This is a genomic window from Aeromonas sp., from assembly GCF_051657805.1.
Classification (GTDB): Bacteria; Pseudomonadota; Gammaproteobacteria; order Enterobacterales; family Aeromonadaceae; genus Aeromonas.
On sequence record NZ_JBOFLJ010000056.1, the window covers coordinates 127,687 to 146,570 of the forward strand.

Annotated in this window: 15 protein-coding genes and 1 other RNA gene; 5 read left to right on the plus strand and 11 right to left on the minus strand. The window is 62.9% G+C overall.

Annotation, left to right across the window (positions count from 1 at the left end):
• The first annotated feature begins 118 nt into the window (after positions 1 to 118).
• Positions 119 to 1,699 carry a sensor domain-containing diguanylate cyclase gene (locus ACRCYW_RS17015; protein ID WP_438551208.1) on the plus strand — a complete coding sequence of 527 codons (1,581 nt, stop codon included), beginning with the start codon at positions 119 to 121 and terminating at the stop codon, positions 1,697 to 1,699.
• A 29-nt stretch (positions 1,700 to 1,728) separates the two neighbouring features.
• Here ACRCYW_RS17015 and ACRCYW_RS17020 read toward each other — a convergent pair whose 3' ends face one another.
• The 3 genes from ACRCYW_RS17020 to ACRCYW_RS17030 form a co-directional block, all read right to left on the minus strand.
• The gene (locus ACRCYW_RS17020; protein WP_438551209.1) at positions 1,729 to 2,862 is read right to left on the minus strand and encodes a BamA/TamA family outer membrane protein; all 1,134 of its coding nucleotides are present in this window, start codon (positions 2,860 to 2,862) and stop codon (positions 1,729 to 1,731) included.
• Positions 2,863 to 3,121: 259 nt separating this feature from the next.
• The gene (locus ACRCYW_RS17025) at positions 3,122 to 5,419 is read right to left on the minus strand and encodes an FdhF/YdeP family oxidoreductase (protein ID WP_438551210.1); all 2,298 of its coding nucleotides are present in this window, start codon (positions 5,417 to 5,419) and stop codon (positions 3,122 to 3,124) included.
• Positions 5,403 to 6,179: a formate dehydrogenase accessory sulfurtransferase FdhD gene (locus ACRCYW_RS17030; RefSeq protein ID WP_438551211.1), complete on the minus strand. Its 777-nt coding sequence runs from the start codon at positions 6,177 to 6,179 to the stop codon at positions 5,403 to 5,405. Before ACRCYW_RS17030 ends, ACRCYW_RS17025 begins: the two co-directional genes overlap by 17 nt.
• A 160-nt stretch (positions 6,180 to 6,339) precedes the next feature.
• On the opposite strand from ACRCYW_RS17030, the gene ACRCYW_RS17035 reads away from it, so the two are divergent.
• A complete protein-coding gene (locus tag ACRCYW_RS17035) occupies positions 6,340 to 7,224 on the plus strand; it encodes a LysR family transcriptional regulator (RefSeq protein ID WP_438551212.1) in 885 nt (294 codons plus the stop codon).
• A gap of 77 nt (positions 7,225 to 7,301) precedes the next feature.
• Here the strand turns inward: ACRCYW_RS17035 and ACRCYW_RS17040 are convergent, their stop codons facing one another.
• Positions 7,302 to 8,336: an MBL fold metallo-hydrolase gene (locus ACRCYW_RS17040; RefSeq protein WP_438551213.1), complete on the minus strand. Its 1,035-nt coding sequence runs from the start codon at positions 8,334 to 8,336 to the stop codon at positions 7,302 to 7,304.
• Between the two features lie 1,094 nt (positions 8,337 to 9,430).
• Between ACRCYW_RS17040 and ACRCYW_RS17045 the strand changes: the two genes are divergently transcribed.
• From ACRCYW_RS17045 to ACRCYW_RS17055, 3 genes are all read left to right on the plus strand, one after another.
• Positions 9,431 to 10,195: a hypothetical protein gene (locus ACRCYW_RS17045; RefSeq protein ID WP_438551214.1), complete on the plus strand. Its 765-nt coding sequence runs from the start codon at positions 9,431 to 9,433 to the stop codon at positions 10,193 to 10,195.
• A 355-nt stretch (positions 10,196 to 10,550) separates the two neighbouring features.
• Positions 10,551 to 11,447 carry a LysR family transcriptional regulator gene (locus ACRCYW_RS17050; protein WP_438551215.1) on the plus strand — a complete coding sequence of 299 codons (897 nt, stop codon included), beginning with the start codon at positions 10,551 to 10,553 and terminating at the stop codon, positions 11,445 to 11,447.
• Positions 11,448 to 11,480: 33 nt separating this feature from the next.
• On the plus strand, positions 11,481 to 11,624 hold the full coding sequence (locus tag ACRCYW_RS17055) for a hypothetical protein (RefSeq protein WP_438551216.1): 144 nt from the start codon (positions 11,481 to 11,483) through the stop codon (positions 11,622 to 11,624).
• Positions 11,625 to 12,114: 490 nt separating this feature from the next.
• On the opposite strand, the gene ffs is transcribed toward ACRCYW_RS17055, so the two are convergent.
• The 7 genes from ffs to ACRCYW_RS17090 form a co-directional block, all read right to left on the minus strand.
• Positions 12,115 to 12,211: signal recognition particle sRNA small type (ffs, locus tag ACRCYW_RS17060), an RNA gene on the minus strand.
• Between the two features lie 101 nt (positions 12,212 to 12,312).
• On the minus strand, positions 12,313 to 13,101 hold the full coding sequence (locus tag ACRCYW_RS17065) for a sulfite exporter TauE/SafE family protein (RefSeq protein ID WP_438551217.1): 789 nt from the start codon (positions 13,099 to 13,101) through the stop codon (positions 12,313 to 12,315).
• 92 nt (positions 13,102 to 13,193) lie between these two features.
• Positions 13,194 to 14,630, minus strand: a complete 1,437-nt coding sequence (gene arcD, locus ACRCYW_RS17070; protein ID WP_438551218.1) for an arginine-ornithine antiporter — start codon at positions 14,628 to 14,630, stop codon at positions 13,194 to 13,196.
• Positions 14,631 to 15,015: 385 nt separating this feature from the next.
• Positions 15,016 to 15,777, minus strand: coding sequence for an SDR family oxidoreductase (locus tag ACRCYW_RS17075; protein ID WP_438551219.1), 762 nt, complete (start codon positions 15,775 to 15,777; stop codon positions 15,016 to 15,018).
• A 103-nt stretch (positions 15,778 to 15,880) separates the two neighbouring features.
• Positions 15,881 to 16,813 carry a 3-hydroxyisobutyrate dehydrogenase gene (gene mmsB, locus ACRCYW_RS17080; RefSeq protein ID WP_438551220.1) on the minus strand — a complete coding sequence of 311 codons (933 nt, stop codon included), beginning with the start codon at positions 16,811 to 16,813 and terminating at the stop codon, positions 15,881 to 15,883.
• A gap of 63 nt (positions 16,814 to 16,876) precedes the next feature.
• Complete coding sequence (locus tag ACRCYW_RS17085) at positions 16,877 to 17,995, minus strand: enoyl-CoA hydratase/isomerase family protein (RefSeq protein ID WP_438551221.1); 1,119 nt, start codon at positions 17,993 to 17,995, stop codon at positions 16,877 to 16,879.
• Between the two features lie 62 nt (positions 17,996 to 18,057).
• Complete coding sequence (locus ACRCYW_RS17090) at positions 18,058 to 18,864, minus strand: enoyl-CoA hydratase (protein ID WP_438551222.1); 807 nt, start codon at positions 18,862 to 18,864, stop codon at positions 18,058 to 18,060.
• Positions 18,865 to 18,884: the final 20 nt, after the last annotated feature.

The following is an 18,884-nucleotide window of genomic DNA, read 5'->3' on the forward strand; positions in this document are numbered from 1 at the left end:
CCCACACCGGGCCGCGGCGTCATCGGCCCAATATGAGGTAGCTTTTGCGCCGTCAACCCCATTAAAATCCCCCGATGGACCCCAGCGACTCGCTGTTTGACAAGGACCCCCTCACCCCATGCAACCTCACTGGCTGCTGAAGTTTGATCTGCATCGTCTCATCCTGGCCCTGGCCGTACTGGGCGTTCTCGCAACCTTTGGCAATAGCTTCTACGCCATCTATCAGGCCCAGCGACAGCTGCTGATCGCCAATACCCTGGAATCCAACCGCGTCTATGCCACCAAGCTGGCGAACTCGGCCGACAGCATGCTCAAGTCGGCCCAGGGTCAGCTGGCCTACAGCGCCAGCCTGCTGGGCTCCCTGTTGCAAGGGGGAGATGCCAAGGCCCTCGACGCCGAGGTGGATCGCCTGCGCCTGCAGACCAGTACCTTCAACTCTGTGGTGATCGTCAATCGCGAGGGCACCATAGTCGCCGTCTCCCCCGAGACCCTGCAGGTGAAGGGGGCCAAGCTCGGCTCTCCGACGTCGATGGAGGCCATCAAGAGCCAGCAGCCACAGATCACGGATCCCTTCGTCTCCCTGACCGGCAACTATCTCATCAGCCTTTCCTATCCCGTGTTCTCCGCCGACAAGCGCTATCTGGGCTATGTCGCGGGCACCATCTATCTGCAGTCCACCAGCGTGCTCTCGAACCTGTTGGGCCAGCACTACTATCAGGATGGCTCCTACCTCTACGTGGTGGATCGGGAGAAGACCCTGATCTACCACCCGGATCCGGCCCGGATAGGCCAGAGGATCAGCGGCAACCCGGCCGTGGATGAGGTGCTGGACGGAGACAGCGGCGCCCTCGACATGGTCAATGCCCGCGGCGTCGATATGCTGAGCGGCTTCGCCCCGGTCAGCAGCGCGGGCTGGGGCGTGGTGGCACAGCGCCCCCGCAGCGCCACCCTGGAAGGGCTCGATGAGCACATGTCCGGGGTACTGATGCAGATGGTCCCCACCACGGCCCTCATCCTCTTCATCATCTGGCTCTCTGCCACCTTCATCTCCCGCCCCCTGCGCCAGTTGGCCAATCGGGCCAGCCTGATGGATCAGCAAGGGGCGTTTTCCAACATCGCCGGCATCCGCGCCTGGTACTTCGAGGCGGCCCAGTTGAAGCAGGCCATCCTCAAGGGCCTGGGCCTGCTCAACACCAAGATCGACCAGCTGCACAACGACAGCCACACGGATCCCATGACGGGGCTGTTCAACCGGCGGGCGATCCAGCGGCTGCTGGACGAGTATCTGCTGGAGCCAAAACCCCTCTCGGTCATCGCCCTCGACATCGATCACTTCAAGAAGATCAACGACAGCTTCGGCCACGACGTCGGGGATGAGGTGATCATCGCCCTGGCCGCCCTGATGCAACAGGAGATCCGAACCGGAGCTTCCCTCTGCCGCAGCGGTGGCGAAGAGTTCCTGCTGTTGCTGCCGGACGTCAGCCTGGCCCAGGCCCAGGGGGTCGCCGAGCGGCTGCGACTCAAGGTCGAGAGCCATGAGATGGCGACGGCGGGGTGCATCACCATCTCGCTGGGGGTCGCCCATTGGCCCGGCCACGGCAGCCAAGATCTGGACGCCGTGCTCAAGCGGGCCGATCAGGCCCTGTACCAGGCCAAGCATCAGGGTCGCAATCGCGTGGTGGTCGCAGAAGTGAATTGAAATACGGCCCCATGAGGGGCCGTTCTATATCAGAAGCTGTAACCCATCTTCAGGTAGATGCCCGAGTTGTCGTCCTTCCCCATGGCGTATTCTAGGTTGGCAACTATGCCCGCCTCGGGCTTGAGCAGGTACTGGATCCCCATCCCCCAGGCGGGATAGACGTTGTCCCTGTCGCCGCAATCGAGGGACTCCCCGTTCACCCCATCCCCATAGAGGCAGGCGACCCCGGCAAAGGCCGTGGCGGTCCAGCGCTCGGCCAGTTTGTAGCGCTCCTCTACCTCGACGGCAGACATGTGCTGCCCCAGGTACTCCCCCGGGGTGTAGCCTCGCAGGTAGATGGGGGAATAGGAGCCGCTCGGCGCTTTGTGGGAGAACTGGTTGCGGCTGCGCCAGGCGAGCACGTGACCGTCCCCGTGGCCCCAGTAGCCGCGATAATCCACCCGGTAGATGTCGAAGTTCTCTTCACCCCCCAGCGCCTCTCGATAGGCCAGGTTGTTGACGTTGAGATACCAGCCCCTGGTCGCGCTGAAGTCGCTGTCCCGGGAGTCGTGCTGCAGCGCCAGCCCCAGGCCTCCCGAGGTGAAGCCCTCCAGCCCCAGATCGTCCAGGATCTGCTGGGACTGGAAGTCCCGCCCCGTCATCTCGTAGTTGGAATAGGCCGCGAGGCCGCCGACGAACCAGTCCCCCTCCACCCGATAGAGGTAGCGCAGGAAGGCGGAGCGGAAGTTGTCGTTGGTCTCGAGGGGGCGGCCGCTGCCGAGGTAGTCCGCATAGTCGTTGTTGATGTCGCCGGCGATGAGGCCGCCGACGATGCGGTGGTGATCCGCCCCGAACGACGTCTTGGCGAAGGCGCTGGTGATGAGGGATTCCGAGGTGGTGTACTTGGCCGAGACGGTGAAGAGCGAGGGACGGGACTCTTCGTCGAACTGGTACAGATAGCCCACCATCAGGCCAGCCGCCGTATCCAGCTTGGGGCTGGAGCTCAGCAGCGGCACAAACAGCCAGGGGGATCGCTCGCCTTGCGCCTTGCCTGGCTCGGTGCCCTCCTTGTCATCCCAACCGGTCTCTCTCACTTCTGCCGTCTCCACGGGGGCACCATAGACCAGGGGAGTGGCCAGCAGCAGGCCAACGCTGGCCAGATGGGGGGAACAGGCTTTGAACATCAATAGGATCCGTTGTGAGTGCGTACCCGGGCCTGGCCCTGCCGCACGATCGTTGTGGGTCGCCGGCTGGTCGCACAGGGGCGCCCTTGGCCGAAAGGGTGCCAGCATAGGGGCAAGCATGGGAGTCAGCTACCTAAAGATGGTTAGCCATACAAGGGACATACAGCTTGGCCAGCCATGAGATCCGAGTGAGGTGATTACAAAAAAAAGACCCCTGCCAGAGGCAGGGGTCCGGGGACAGGCTGACAGCGCTTGTGGCTTACAGATTGACGGCGAGGCTCGTCATCACGGCCTGGCTCGGGGTCACCAGCACGGGGATGGACTTGGAGGTGGGGGTGAAGGAGCCCTCCCCTATGCTGTCGATGGCCACCAGGGGGTTGGTCTCCGGGTAGTAGGCGGCGATATTGCCCCGCGGGATCTCGTAGAAGATCACGCTGAAACCGCTCACCTTGCGCTCGCGGCCATCGTTGCAGATGGCGCTCATGTCCACTTGCTGCTCCTCGGCAAGCCCCAGCATGCGGGCATCCTCCTCATTTATAAACACCACGTTGCGCCGCCCCTTGATGCCGCGGTAGCGATCGTCCATGCCGTAAATCGTGGTGTTGTACTGATCGTGGGAGCGCAGGCTCTGCAATAGCAGCACAGGTTGCCCCACCATCTCTTCGGCGTGGCGGGTACACTCCGGCAAGATGGAGTCCGGCAAGCGGCTCGCCCGAAACTCGGCGCGCCCGCTCGGGGTGTTCCAGCGCAGCAGGGCGGCGCTGTTGTCGAGGTGGAAGCCACAAGGCTCCTCGATGCGGCGATTGAAGTCATCGAACCCCGCTATGGTCTGGGCGATCAGATCCCGCAGCACGCCGTAATCGTCCCGCAGGGTCAGCCAGTCGAGGCGTTCGTTGCCGAGAGTCGCCTCCGCCATGCGCGCCACTATGTCGATTTCGGACAGGCAGAGGGGGGAGACAGGCTCGTTCATGCCGGTGGAGGCGTGCACCATGCTGAAGGTGTCCTCCACCGTGATCTTCTGGATGCCGGCGCGCTGCACATCCAGCTCGGTGCGGCCGAGGCAGGGCAGGATCAGCGCGTCTTGCGTGACCATCAGATGGCTGCGGTTGAGCTTGGTGCTGATCTGCACATTGAGCTCGCTCCTGCGCAGCGCCTCGTAGGTGAAGTCCGTGTCCGGCGCGGCGGCGGCCAGGTTGCCCCCCAGGCACACCAGCATCTTGCTCTTGCCCGCGTGCAAAGCCTTGAGGGCCTCATAGACGTTGTGGCCAGGTGTACGCTTGAGCCCCACCGGGAAGCGGCGCTCCAGTCGATCGATGAAGGCGGCATTGGGTTTCTCGTTGATCCCCATGGTGCGGTTGCCCTGCACGTTGCTGTGGCCGCGCACCGGACACAGGCCCGCCCCCGGTTTGCCAAGCTGGCCGCACATCAGATGCAGGTTGACGATTTCCCGTATGGTATCGACCGAATGCTTGTGCTGGGTGATCCCCATGGCCCAGCAACTGATCACGCGCTCGCTCCGGGCAAAGATCTTGGCAGCCTGGGTGATCTCCTCACGGCTGAGGCCTGACTGGGCCTCGATCCGTGACCACTCCGTCGCCTTCACCTCGGCCAGGTAGTGATCAAAATGCACCGTGTGCTGCTCGATAAAGGCGAGATCGAGGCGGCTCCCCTCCTCTTCCACTATGTATTTCGCCATGCCACGGATGGCCGCCATGTCGCCGCCGAGCTTGGGGGTGAGGTACTGGTGGCTGATGCAGGTGGCGGCCGGTGTCAAGAGCTCCGCCGGGCTCTGGGGGCTGGCGAAGCGCTCCAGGGCCACCTCCTTCAAGTTGTTGAAGGAGACGATCTGGCAGCCCTGCCGCGCCGCTTTGCGCAGGGCGTTCATCATGCGCGGGTGGTTGGTACCCGGATTCTGGCCGAACACGAAGATGGCCTTGGCGGCGTCGAAGTCCTCCAGCACCACAGTGCCCTTGCCGATCCCGACGGACTGGATGAGCCCCACCCCGCTCGCCTCGTGACACATGTTGGAGCAGTCGGGGAAGTTGTTGGTGCCATAGAGGCGACCAAACAGCTGATAGAGGTAGGAAGCCTCGTTGCTGGCGCGGCCCGAGGTGTAGAACTCCACCTCGTCCGGGCTCGAGAGACTCTTGAGCTTGGCGGCGATGATCCCGAAGGCCTCGTCCCAACTCACCGGCTCGTAGTGATCGCTCGCCGGGTTGTAGCGCAGGGGCTCGGTCAGCCGCCCCTGGTATTCCAGCCAGTAGTCGCTCTGGGTAGCGAGGCGGCGCACCGAGTGCTCGGCGAAGAAGTCCGCCCCCACCGTCTTGCCGGTGGACTCCCAGGCCACCGCCTTGGCGCCGTTCTCGCAGAACTGGAAGGCCCCCTGCTTGTTGTCCCCCCAGGCGCAGCCCGGGCAGTCGAATCCGTCGGTCTGGTTGACCCGCAGCAGATTCTTGATGTTCTGCCGGGTCTTCTGGCTGCGCAGCACCTGCTTGAAGGTGGACTGCAGGGAGGAAAAACCGCCGGCCTTCGCCGGTTTCTCAATATGGCTGGACATTGCGTTCTCCGATCTGATCCCAGGCGCTGTAGTAGACAGGCGCGTCGGATCTGGGCACGTGGATAAGGTTCAGGTGGTACTTCAAGGCCAGTCGGACGGCGAGCTGGCTGGGAGAAGCGAGGCTGATGAGGTGTGCGGCACCAAATTGCACCGCCTTGTGAATGAGTTCGCTGCCGCAGCGGCTGGTGATGACCAGTGTATTGCTGCGATCTGGCTGGCGCAGCTGCATGCCGATGAGCTTGTCCAGCGCATTGTGGCGGCCTATGTCTTCCCGGCAGGCCAGGATCTCCCCCTCTTCCCCGAGTGCCAGGGCGGCATGGAGCCCCCCGCTCTGGCGGGCCTTGCTCTGCCAGGGGGCGATGCGCTCGCGCAGATTGAGCAGGCTACCGGCAGCGGGAGGTGCGCTTGGTGTCAAGGGGGTCAGGGCCGGCAGCGCATGTTCGATGGCCTCGACCCCGCAGATGCCACAGCCGCTCGCCCCGGTGAGACGGCGCTTGCGACGGCTGAGCTCGGCGAGGCAGCGGTTGGCGATGGTGACGTCGAGCACCATGCCCTGCTCAGAGGGGACAAGCTGGATGTCGTGTACATCATGATTGCCCCCGATGATCCCCTCTCCATACAGAAAACCGATGGCGAAGTCGTCGAGATCATCCGGGGTAGCCATCATGACGGCGTGGCTGATGCCGTTGATATTGATGGCGATGGCGGCCTCTTCCACCAGTTCGTCCATCCTCGGCAACCACGAGTTGTGAGGGTCCATGCGAAGCGCTTATAAAATGTATTCGGGCCTCAAGTTTAGATAACCCCGCGCGTCAAAACCAATGAAACAAATCTATACACCCATAGAAGAGTTCTATTGCCACAAGACTATTGATTGATTTAATTTGTCACTCATTTCGGCCATACCACTGAGCCTTCCGATGAATATCAAGCAGTTGCACTATTTTTACGAGCTGGCCCAGCATCGGCACTTCGCCAAGGCGGCCAAGGCCTGCTTCATCACCCAGCCCACCCTGTCCGCCAGCATCACGTCGCTGGAAAAATCCCTCGGCACCGAGCTGGTGGTACGCAACAGCCAGTTCGTGGCCCTGACCCAGGCGGGCGAGATAGTGCTGCGCCACGCCGAGCGCATGCTGCAGGAGCAGGATGCGATGCACCAGGAGCTCAGCCTGTTTGGCGGCGAGCTCTCCGGTACCCTGCGCATCGGCATGGTGCCCCAGTCGAGCATCGACATCATGCCCCTGCTCAAGGGCTTCAATGAGGCCTACCCCAGGGTCGGACTGAGGCTGTCTGTGATGACCCACGAGACCCTGCTCGAGCAACTGGACCTGCACCAGATCGATCTGGGACTCGGTTTCGACGAATTGCTCACCGACCACCAGCGCCGCAACCTCGCGGTGCAACAGCCTCACCCCAACCCCATGGCGCTGCTGGGCCCCTTGCCCGGCCATGATGAGCGTCCTCAGGACGAGCCCCTGCAACTGGCGGACTTGCAGGGGATCCCCCTGATCCTGCCGAGCAGCACCATGCAGTTTCGCCGCTACTTCGACGAGGCCGCCGCCCGCCAGCAGCTGAGTTTCAGGGTGGTGCTGGAAACCGACTCCCTGTTCCACCTGGCCAACGGGGTGAGTCACGGGCTCGGCTGCGCCGTGGTCAGCGCCAGCATAGCCGCCACCGCCCTGCGACTGTTTCAGCTACCCTGGCGCCCCCTGGCAGACGCGGCGGCCGGCACCACCGCCTTTATCACCCGCAAACACAGCGTCACCCCCGCCATACGGGCCTTTCTCGCCCTCCCCCTGATCTGAGCGGCAATCCAGTAAGGCCCTCGCCTACCGGCCTGGCCTCTCACCTGACGCGAGCCAACTCCGGCGACCAGCCCCCGCTACAAGGATTCTCGCCACCAGGAGCTGCCCTGGTGGGGGGCTAGCATCGCCAGCGGCTCTCCCATGAGGGGGGTGGTCAGCGAGATCTGCTGCTCGGCGGCCAGGCGGCTTATCTGCTCCAAGGGATCGTCCCAGCGGTGCATCGCCAGATCGAAGGTGCCATTGTGGATGGGATAGAGCCATTTACCGCGCAGGTCGTGAAACGCCCTGGCCGTCTGCTCCGGCATCATGTGCACATGTTCCCAGCGCTTGTTGTAGGCACCGGTTTCGACGAAGGCCACATCAAAGGGGCCGAACCGCTCCCCTATGGTCTTGAAGCCATCGAAGTAGCCGCTGTCACCGCTGAAGAAAATATTGGCCTCCTCGCTTCGGATCACCCAGGAGGCCCACAGGGTCTGGTTGCCATCCCCGAGGCCCCGGCCGGAGAAGTGCTGGGCCGGGGTGGCGATGAACTCGACGGCGCCGACCCGGTATCGCTGCCACCAGTCCAGCTCAGTGACTTTCTGCGCCGGTACGCCCCAGGCGATGAGCCGGGCCCCCACCCCGAGCGGCGCGATAAACTGTCCAGCCTTCTCTTGCAGGGCCAGCATTGTGCCGTGGTCGAGGTGATCGTAGTGATCATGGGAGAGGATCACCGCCTCTATGGGGGGCAACTCATCGAGCGCGATGGGGGGCGCATGCCAGCGCTTGGGGCCAAACCAGGAGACCGGGGAGGCGCGCTCGCCAAACACGGGATCGGTCAGCCAGAACTTCCCGGCGAGCTTGAGCAGCAGGCTGGAGTGACCCAGGCGCCATACGCTGTTGTCGGGAGCCGCCAGCAGGCTCGCCAGACTCATCGCCTGTACCGGGATGGCTCTATCGGGCACGGTATCCGCCGGCTTGTTGAACAGAAAATCCCGCCAAAGCCCCACCCCTTCCCAGAAGCCACGCGCGGGCCAGGTCGTGGCATTGCCAAAGCGCCCATCCCTGTATTGCGCCGAATCGCCGTAGGCGGGCAGCGCGGGTTTGAGTACATACGAAACGATACCGGCCATCATGACCCCTATTAGCAGTAACAGACATCCCAGGCGCAGCCGGGGCTTGTTTGAATCAACCGATGATGAGTGCATCCATCCCCTTCCTCGTCAGCCCCTTAGCTCCATCTACGGGCTCGCTACCAATCCGCTGGCACCCTTGCCAGCACATGCCGCAGGACCAGACCACTGCCCCTGCCAGCGCAAGGTGCGGCAGGCTCGATGGCTGGACTCTCAGTGGCAGGGCTTTCTGCGGTTGGACTATAGAGGGGAAAGATATCCCTATCTAGATGAAGGCAGGATGTATGAGTCACAACCCGATGTTGTGAATAAGCCGCCGCCGAGGGGCAGGATCCTCCTGGCACTGGGTTGACGATCTTTTTTTAAAATTAATCAAAAGGCAACGCGATTGAATTGGTGGCAGATTTCCGCCGACCAGCCTCCTATGGCTACGGCTCCCATCGGCCTCACCCCTTTGCGCCCCGAACCGCTGAACTAAACTGACTATCCGCAAGTCCAGCCCGTTAGCTGGACAGAGGAAGTAGTCATGAAGACGTTGAAACTTGCGCTGCTGATAGCCGCACCGCTATTGCTCGCGTCCTGTTCCTCCTCGGATGTCATCCCCGGAGAACCGCCCGCCGCAGGCGGTGAGCCCCCATCGGCTGGGGACCATCCTTATGGCAAAGGAGGGGGCCGCAATAACTTTGCCGCTACCCTGCCGCAGCATCACCCACAGGACATGGACGCTTTAACAGATTAAGTGCACTGCCCTGGCTGCTTCCCCAGGGCCTTCTCACTGCCCTCCCATGCTGCATGTCAACCGCTCGACCCGCATCGGCCACAGAGCCTGGTTCCCGGTTCCCGCTCTCCCGAGCCTCTCCCTGCACCGACCGTCGGCCCGACTTGCCTGTGTGATGATCCCTCGACCCGGTCAATAAGGGGTCACGGCAATCGACCCCCAATAAACAGGGACCACGACGGCCGCTCCCCGGCGTATATCAGCCCTTTTCCATGGAATTGTTCACCATGGGTGAACTTTGATATCAGATTACCTATATTTCAGTGAAGTAACCTTGCCCCTAGACTGCTCATCGAACCTTAACGAGGAGTCTCATATGAAATTCACCAAAATCGCTCTCCTGGCCTCGGCCATCGCCTCCGTTGTCTCTGCCAACGGGTTTGCAAAGGATGTCGTCTCACTGCAATTCAGCGATGGCCGCGCCGAAATAAGAGGGGTGGAAGCCGTCAATGCGGTACTGAACCCCATCGGCGTCAACGTCGTCACCATCGACATACCTGATGTGGCGCAGCCGCTGCTGAAGAGCTCCGAGACCCGGGCATTGACCAGGGCGGAACACGACTTCCTGATCAAGACGTTCAACCTGAGCCAGTCACAGCTCCTCGAACAAGCCAGACTGGCAGGCCGTGAACCCGCGGTGAAAGGCGGCGGCGTCATGACCGAGGAGACCGGCGTTGGCCCCTATCCCAAGGTCTATGACATGAAGGCGCTGGACGACACAACCCGCAGCGCCGTGCTGGAAAAATATGGCCGCATGCATGTCAACTCTGCAGAGGATGGAACCGATATCGACGAGGTGATGACGGTCGTCAACGGCGGACCCTTCCGCTGGGGCTTCACCCTCAAAGACGGCAGCATCGCGCGCTTCCAGATTGAACGAGTGGGGCTGGCGGACAAGGCCGTTCGAGTCAGTTATCACGGGCTCGGCATGCATGCCGGACTCATGGACGCCAGGCAAGGGCTGATGGTTGCCTTCGCCCATGGTCCGAAGACGTTCACCATGCGCTATGAGGCCGACGTGCCCCACGCCGAACTGCTCGGCACCAACCCCTGGGCCCATGAGCTGGACAAGGTGCAATAGTCCCCCCCACTGCGCGTTGGCGGTCAGGCTCAGGCCTTGCCGCCTTTTTTATGTCCGCCTTTCGGCGTCTCCCCCCTTCTGCGCCAGGACTGAGAACTCCCCCCACCCTGGCGACCCGGCGAAATCGGGCCGCACTCATCGAGGGAGAAGCCGGAGTATCCCGGCGACAGACCAGATCCCGCCGGGATCGGCTGGCGTGCCCAGGCCCTGCTGCCGACTCTCCTCACAACGTATCGCCTTATAGCGGCCATCCACTCATGACGCACGAAAATGGCCCCTCTTGAAGCCATATTATGATGAACAAAGCCTGCTCAATGGTTATGATAATTTACCAACAGTGAATGAATGAGGGTGGATGATGAACAAGATCACGGCGCTGAACGTCTTTCGCAGGGTGGTGGAGATGGGTACCTTCAAGGCAGCCGCGGATGATCTCAGCCTCTCTCAGGCAGCAGTCAGCAAGAACATCAACGAGCTGGAAGAGTTCCTCGGCATCGCGCTGATCAACCGCACCACGCGGCGGATGAGTGTGACCGAAGCCGGCATGGTCTATTACGGCCAGATCTGCAGCGTACTGGACAACCTGGACGCCGCCGATCAATCCATCATGGCCTCCTCCTTCACCCCCAAAGGCAGGCTGAGGATCAGCGTCCCCATGTCCTACGGGCTGATCACCATCAACCCGCTTATCTGCGCGTTCAAACGCCGCTACCCGGAGATCAGCATCGAGGTGATCCTGAGCGACACCTATGTGGATCTGATTGATCAGGGGATAGATGTGGTGATCCGGGGGGCTGGCGCACTGGACGACTCCACCATGCGCTCCAGACCACTGTGCGAGGTGCGGCGGGTGCTGTGCGCGGCCCCCGACTACCTGGCTAAGGCGGGCCAGCCAAGGCAGCCGGAAGATCTCAAGGCACACAACTGTCTGGTCTACAGCCTGTCATCCTCACCCCGCAAGTGGTTCTTTAGCCGGGGTGAGGAGAGCGCGATGGTGGAATTGCGCCCGGCCACGTTTTCCGCAAACAATGGCCTGGCCCTGAAACAGGCGGCCGTTCAGGGGCTTGGAGTGATCCTAGTACCGGCCGAATTCGTCTCGGCGGAGCTGGCGGACGGCACTCTGATCGAACTGATCCCCGAGTGGCGACCGGATACTCACGCACTGTTCGCGGTATACCCATTCCATAAGGAGCAGTCCCAGAAGGTGCGGCTCTTTATCGACTTTATCGCTAAGGCGCTTCAACCACGGTGACCCTGGCCGGCATCACTTCGTGAACGGCTCTCTTTGGGTGGCTATGGCTATGGCTATGGCTATGGCTATGGCTATGGCTATGGCTATGGCTATGGCTATGGCTATGGCTATGGCTATGGCTATGGCTATGGCTATGGCAGGATAGTCGCCAGCACGGAGGGGGCAACCCCTGGATAGATGCCGATCGACATGACGTCACCCGATGTGACCACATCATCAACTGCATCGCCTCCCTCCCCTCACCGCTCCTGATGGCGAGCCTCCCCGCACTTTCCTCCTCTATATCGGCTCTAGAGCGGCATCCATGCCCCATCGCCCTTGCAAGGCCGGGGTTGCGAGGCAGGGTGAGCCATCCGCGTTATGGAAGCTGCATCCGCCGGGATAAGGATCTTATTCGAGGTTTCAGGCGGAGGCCTAGCAATGCATGCAGATACAAGGTGCTTGATGGCAGGGACTGTACTTCGTATACGAGGGTGACTCTACCCCTTCACTGTGAGTACTGGGTATCAGGGAGACGATTCGGCAATACCCGATCCCTTGGAGAGAAGACCTGAGATCACGATGAAAACGCTGAGCTATCCACAAGGAGTGGATGACCAAGAGGTCTGGAGAATAAAAAGGGAGAACGAGAGAAGGTAAGTTATTGTTTTACAAAACAAAGTGGTGGCCCTACCAGCCACATCCCGGCACTCGAGTCCCCCGCCTTGGCTGCTACCTTCCGGTCCTGACCAGGTCGACGGGTTATCAATGCGAGAGGACCAATAGGACCACCGGCGAGGAGAATAGGCAAACTGGCCGGTCAATGCAACGGCTTTCTGCCCCAGGTCGAACCGTTCGCCTGCTTTTTCGGCAATTTGCCAATAAATCAGCTAAATAGCATGAATTTCGCGCCCACCACCAGCATCAGCAAGGCGAAAGCCTGCTTGAGCCGTTGGGGGGAGAGGCGGTGAGCCAGCCTGGCGCCTAGGCGGGCGAACTGGGTGCTGGTGAGTATGATGCCGAGCAGGGCCGGCAGGTAAACAAACCCCAGGCTCCACTCGGGCAAGTCGACATGACCCCAGCCTGCGTAGAGATAGCTGAGGCTGCCCGCCAGGGCGATGGGGATGCTGCAGGCGGCGGAGGCCGCCACGGCGCTGCGCATCGGCACGCTGTTCCAAGTCAGGTAGGGCACCGTCATGGAGCCGCCACCGATGCCAAAGAGTGCCGACAGCCAGCCGATGATGGTGCCCGCGATGCCGGTGCCGGCGGGGCCTGGCAGGGTGCGCTCCGCCTTGGGCCTGAGGTTGAGCCCCATCTGCAGCGCCATGGTCCAGGCGAAGCAGCCGATGATGATGTTGAGGGTGCTGGCGCTCAGCAGGTTGGCGGTCATGCCGCCGAGCCAGGCACCGATCAGCATGCCGGCCCCGAGCCGGCGGATCAGGGTCCAGTCCACCGCCCCCGCCTCCCGGTGCGCCCGCAATGAGCTTATCCCGGTGAAGATCATGGTGGGCAAGGAGGTGCCGAGCGCCAGATGGGTGACGATCTCAGGCGCCACCCCTTGCGCATGGAAGCTCAGCACCAGTACGGGCACTATGATGAGCCCGCCGCCGATGCCGAACAGACCGGCCAATATGCCCGCAAAGGCCCCCAACACCAGATACCCCAAAAACAGCATAAAAATTCCTTCCCAATCGGTGCGGCAGCGTTTTTATCTTATTGCGCGCATAAAAAAAGAGATGGCCCCGGGCCATCTCTTCATTGTGCCGATTAATGCAAGGGAATGGTACCGTCCATCACCTTGTAGAACGCCAGCACGGCGCAACCGAGCAGGGCCACCGTCATCCCCTGCTCCAGCCGGTTGAGACTGCGCAGGCCGTGATGCTGGCGCGCCTTCCAGTAGATGAAGATGCCCGGGCTGTAGAGCAGCGCCACCAGCAGCAGGTATTCCACCCCGGCGGCATAGACCAGCCAGCAGCCGTAGACGGTGGCCACCAGCGCCAGCAGCAGGTCACGCTTGCGCTGATGGGGCTGGTTCTCGTAGGTCTGTCCTTGCAGCGCCAGCTTGAGGCCATAGGCGCCGGAGAAAACGTAGGGCACCAGGGCCGCCGAGGTAGCGATATTCACCAGGGCCAGGTAGGTGCTGTTCTGGAAGTAGATGATGATGAGGAAGATCTGCACCAGACAGGTGGAGCACCAGAGCGACACCTGGGGGGAGCCGTTCTTGTTCTCCTTGGCGAACCAGGCCGGGAAGACCCCGGTCTTGCCGGCGATGTAGGGTACTTCCGCCGCCAGCACTGTCCAGCTAAGCAGGGCCCCCATCACGGAGATCACCAGACCGATGTTGATGAGCCAGGCGCCCCATGGGCCGACCACGGCCTCCAGGATCATGGCGGTGGACGGGTTCTTGAGAGCGGCCAACTGCGGCTGGTTCATGACACCTAGGGAGAACAGGGTCACCATCACGTAGAGCGTCAGGGCGCCGAGCAGAGCCAGCACGGTGGCACGCCCCACATCCTTGCGATGACGGGCGCGGGCGGAGACCACCACGGCCCCCTCGATGCCGATGAAGACCCAGAGGGTCACCTTCATGGTGGACTTGACCTGATCCATCACGGATCCCAGTTCGCCGCTGCCCTGGCCCCAGAAGTCCAGAGTGAAGGTCTGCATGTTGAAGGCGAGCAGGATGGCGACGCAGAACACGATGAGTGGCACCATCTTGGCGATGGTGGTGACTATGTTCACCAGGGCCGCAACCTGGATCCCACGCAGCACCAGGGCGTGTACCGACCAGATGAGCAGGGAGGCGAGCGCGATGGCCACCGGGGTATTGCCGTCACCGAAGATGACGTTGTCCGGTGTGTCGAAGAAGTAGCTCAGGGCGCTGAACACGACGATGGCGTAGGAGACGTTGGCCAGCAGCTGGCAGAGCCAGTAGCCCCAGGCGGCGTTGAAGCCGATGAAATCGCCAAAGCCCGCCTTGGCGTAGCTGAAGATACCGCCGTCGAGATCCGGGCGGCGCATGGAGAGGTTCTGGTAGACCAGGGCGAGGCAGATCATGCCGACCCCTGTGATGGCCCACCCCAGGGCGACGGCCCCGGCGCTGGCATGTGCCGCGATATTTTGTGGCAGACTGAAAACCCCGGCGCCGACCATGGAGCCGATCACCAGCGAGATGAGGGCACCTAGCCCCAGTTTCTTGTCCATCTCAATCCTGTTTGATTAGGCGGTGGCAGAGCATCCGTATTCATGCGACGCGCGACATGGGAGGGGCAAAGAGTCCGTACCCCGTGAAAAAGGCGGCAACTATATTGCATGACTATTCCGACCGCAATCCTTCGTAGCGCCAATCATGCACCGTCTTGACCGCGCGCAATTCTACAGCACTCACTCACGACGCCTGTGAGCTGGTTCAAATTAAGAGAGACCCGTTGATATTTCACGTTTTTCCATGACGTTGCCCCCATTTTCCGGAAAAGGACCTGCATGGCTATTCACACCGTCTGAATGGGTACATATGAAGCCCGATTGGGAATATTCCATAAAAACGCCCCGGCAAGCGGGGCGCAGTGAAGGGGATGAGTCAGGGCGCTCAGAGCCGCAGGCCGCCGTCCAGATCGATCACCCGCCCGGAGAGGTAGTCGTTGGCGAGGATGAACTGCACCGTCTGGGCCAGCTCGGCCCCCTGCCCCAGGGTGCCGACCGGGATGGCCTGCTGCATGCGCGCCATGGCCTCGGGTTTCATCGCCGCCGTCATGTCGGTGGCGAACACCCCGGGGGCTATGCCCATCACCCGGATCTGGTGGCGGGCCAGCTCCCGCGCCCAGGTCACCACCAGGGAGGCGACCCCCGCCTTGCTGGCGGCATAGTTGCTCTGGCCGATGTTGCCGGCGCGGGCGATGGAGGAGATGTTGATGATGACGCCCCCCTGCCCCCCCTGGGCCATCAGGGCCGCCCCCTCACGGCCGCACAGGAAGGTGCCGGTGAGGTTGACGTCGATGACGGATTGCCACTGGGCCAGGCTCAGCTTCTCCACCAGTTCGCCCTCTTTGACCTTGATCAACATGCCATCCCGCAGGATCCCGGCGCAGTTGATGAGGCCATGCAGAGTGCCAAACTGCTCCCTGATGGCGGCGAAGGTCGCCTCCACCTCGGCCTCATCGGCCACGTTGCAGACAAACAGCGCACAGCGCCCGTCCCGGCTGGGCAGCTCGGCTTCGGTCACCTCCAGATCCGTGCGATTGACGTCGATGAGAGCCAGTACGGCTCCCTGCGCCGCGAGACAGAGGGCGATGGCGCGGCCGAGCCCCCGCCCGGCCCCGGTGATGGCGATGACCCTGTTGTTGATATCCATAAGTGATCCTCGTGCTTGAGCAGATTGAATGGCAATGGGTTCGACAAAACAGCGCGGCCATTGAATGCAGTCAGTACCGCGAATAAGGGATGGAGACGCCCGCTCAACCCGGCTGGGGCTTGTCCTGGGCCTTCTCCAGATAAAGCTCGAGGATGCTGGAGAAGTCCTTGCTCCCCTGACCCTGCCCCGCATGCAGGTTGAACAGGTTGCGGGCAAGGGAGCCCATGGGCACGGCGCTGTGGGCATGCTCGGCGAGCGCCATGGCCAATCCCAAGTCTTTCACCATAAGCCAGGTCATGAAGCCCCCCTGATAGCCGCGGGAGGCGGGGGCATTCTCCATCACCCCGGGCCAGGGGTTGTAGCGCTCCAGGCTCCAGTTGTTGCCCGAGCTCTTGCCCATGATGGTGGAGAGGACGCTCGGATCCAGACCCTCCTTCACCCCGAGGGCCAGCGCCTCGGCGGTACCCGCCATGTGGATGGCCAGCAGCATGTTGTTGCACATCTTGGCGATCTGGCCCGCCCCCAGGGCGCCGGCGTGGAACAGGTTCTGCCCCATATGAGCCAAGATAGGCCTGGCTGCCTCGAAGTCGGCCGCCTCGCCGCCGACGATGAAGGTGAGGATCCCGGCCGTGGCCCCCGCCACGCCCCCCGATACCGGGGCATCGATGAAGCGAATGCCGCGCCCCTTCGCCGCCACCCCCACCTGACGGGCCGAGGCCACGTCTATGGTGGAGCAGTCGATCACCAGGGCGCCCGCCGGCAGGGCGGCCAGCAGATCCTGCCCGCCCCTCTCTCCGGCACTCTCCCCGAGCCAGAGCCCGCGCACATGCTCCCCCGCCGGCAGCATGCTGATGGCCACATCGCAGCCACTCACCGCCTCGCGGGCGTCGCCCGCGGCGATGCAACCGGCCGCGATCGCCTTCTCCACACTCTCCGGCATCAGGTCGAACACCTGCACCGTGTGCCCCGCCTTGGCCAGGTTGGCGGCCATGGGGCCCCCCATGTTGCCGAGTCCGATAAACCCTATCCTTGTCATGCTTTGCTCCTTGCCCTATTCCTTGTATGGCGGCTTGGCCTATCCGCGAGCCGCCTCGATAGATCACCCTTGGAGGGGGTCGCTCACCATAGGGTTCACCCCTTCCGGCCAGCGGTAGAATGCGTCAAGCCACTCCTCGCCAGGCTGGGGCGCCAGCCAGCGCGGTGACTGGTCCTTGTCGATGAGCAGCGCCCTCACCCCTTCCACGAAGTCCCCCCTGAGCACGCAGTTGACCGACAGCGCCAGCTCATCGGCAAACACCTCGGCCAGCGACTGGCGACGGGCCTGCCAGTATTGACGCCAGAGAATGGCGCGGCTGATGGGGCTGCCTGTGAGGCAGGTCTCCCTGGCCCGGGCCAGGCTCGCCTCCCGCTCGGCCTCGAAATGGGCGCCGCTCAGCTGGGCCAGCCCCCCCTCCAGGGAGCGCCCCGCCAGCAGGGCATCGATCCTGGCCTGATGAGGCAAGAGCACAGGGGGCGGGAAATCCGCACCCACCTCTGCCTGCAATCGTCTTAGCAGCTGGTCTATCTGCTGAACGGGCTCCTGTGACCAGTTGATCCCGGTGAGCCGGGGCAGCAGCTCGGCCCGCTCATGGCTCGCCATCCGGTGATCCGCGAGCCCGAGCCCGATGGCATCGGCCCCGTTGAAACGGGCACCGGTGAGGCCGAGCCAGAGCCCGAGTCGGCCCGGCATGCGGCTCAGGAACCAGCTGGCCCCCACATCCGGGTAGAGGCCTATGGTCACCTCCGGCATGGCGAACAGGCTCTTCTCGGTCACCACCCGAAATTGGGCGCCGGCGAAGAGGCCGATGCCGCCCCCCATGCAGATGCCATCCGTCACGCAGACGAGGGGCTTCTTGTAGCAATGGATCTTATGGTCGAGCCGGTATTCCTGCTCGAAGAAGTCGCGGGCATAGGCGAACAGCTCATGCTCGCCGGCCTCCTGCTTCTGGTAATAGAAGGAGCGGATGTCGCCCCCTGCGCAGAATGCCTTCTCCCCCGCCCCCTGCAGCAGGACGCAGACCACGGCGGGATCCTGCTCCCACTCGGTGAGGGCGGCCTGCAGCCGCTGGATCATCGGCAGGCTCAGGGCGTTGAGGGAGGCGGGGCTGTCGAGGGTCAGCACCCCAATCTGGTGGCCGTCGAGGGTGGGATACAGGGTCGTGCTTACCGGTTCATGCATGTTCAACACCGAGTTCAAACGAAGCGCCACCCGGGTCGGGATGGCAGAAAACGGGGACGGGCTCACTCATGGTGAGCCCCGTTGGTCTTGGGGGTGGCGCCATAATGCCAGCGGGCCGGGCGCTTCTCCAGGAAGGCGGTGACCCCCTCGCGCTGGTTCGCATCCGCAAACAGCTCGAGGAAGAGGCTGCGCTCCAGCGGCAGGGCCGCATCTCGCGGGCCGGTGCGACCCTGATTGATGAGATTCTTGCAGGCGCGCAGGGCGCTCGGACTCTGGCGTTCCACCTGCTGGGCCATCTGCGCCGCCGCCGCCCAGGCCTGCCCCTCGGGGACGACCTCTTCCACCAGGCCTATCTCCCGTGCCCGGCTGGCCGTGACCTTCTCGCCACAGAGGATGAGCCGCTTGGCCCAGCCCGGTCCCACCAGTTCGGTGAGGCGCTGGGTGCCGCCGGCGCAGGGCAGCAGGCCCACCGAGGCTTCCGGCAGACCCATTTTGGCCTGCTCCTCGGCGATGCGGATGTCACAGGCGAGCGCCACCTCCAGGCCGCCCCCCATGGCATAGCCATTGATGGCGGCAATGCTGACGCCGTGGAAGCGGGCAAGGGCCTCGAAGGCGCGGCCGAAGGCCTCGGCCACCTCGCGGGCGTGATCCGGGTTGCCGTCGGCAAACATCTTGAGATCGGCGCCGGCGCAGAAGAACTTCTGCCCCGCCCCGCGAATCACCAGGGCCACCACGTCGGGGCGGCTGTCCAGCTCCACCATCATCTGCAGCAGGGCCTGCAGGCTGGCCAGAGTCCAGGTGTTGGCGGGGGGATGATCGAAGGTGATATAGGCCACGTGACCGTGATACTCGAGCCTGATCCTTGTCATTGTCTTGTCCTTGTCAGTCA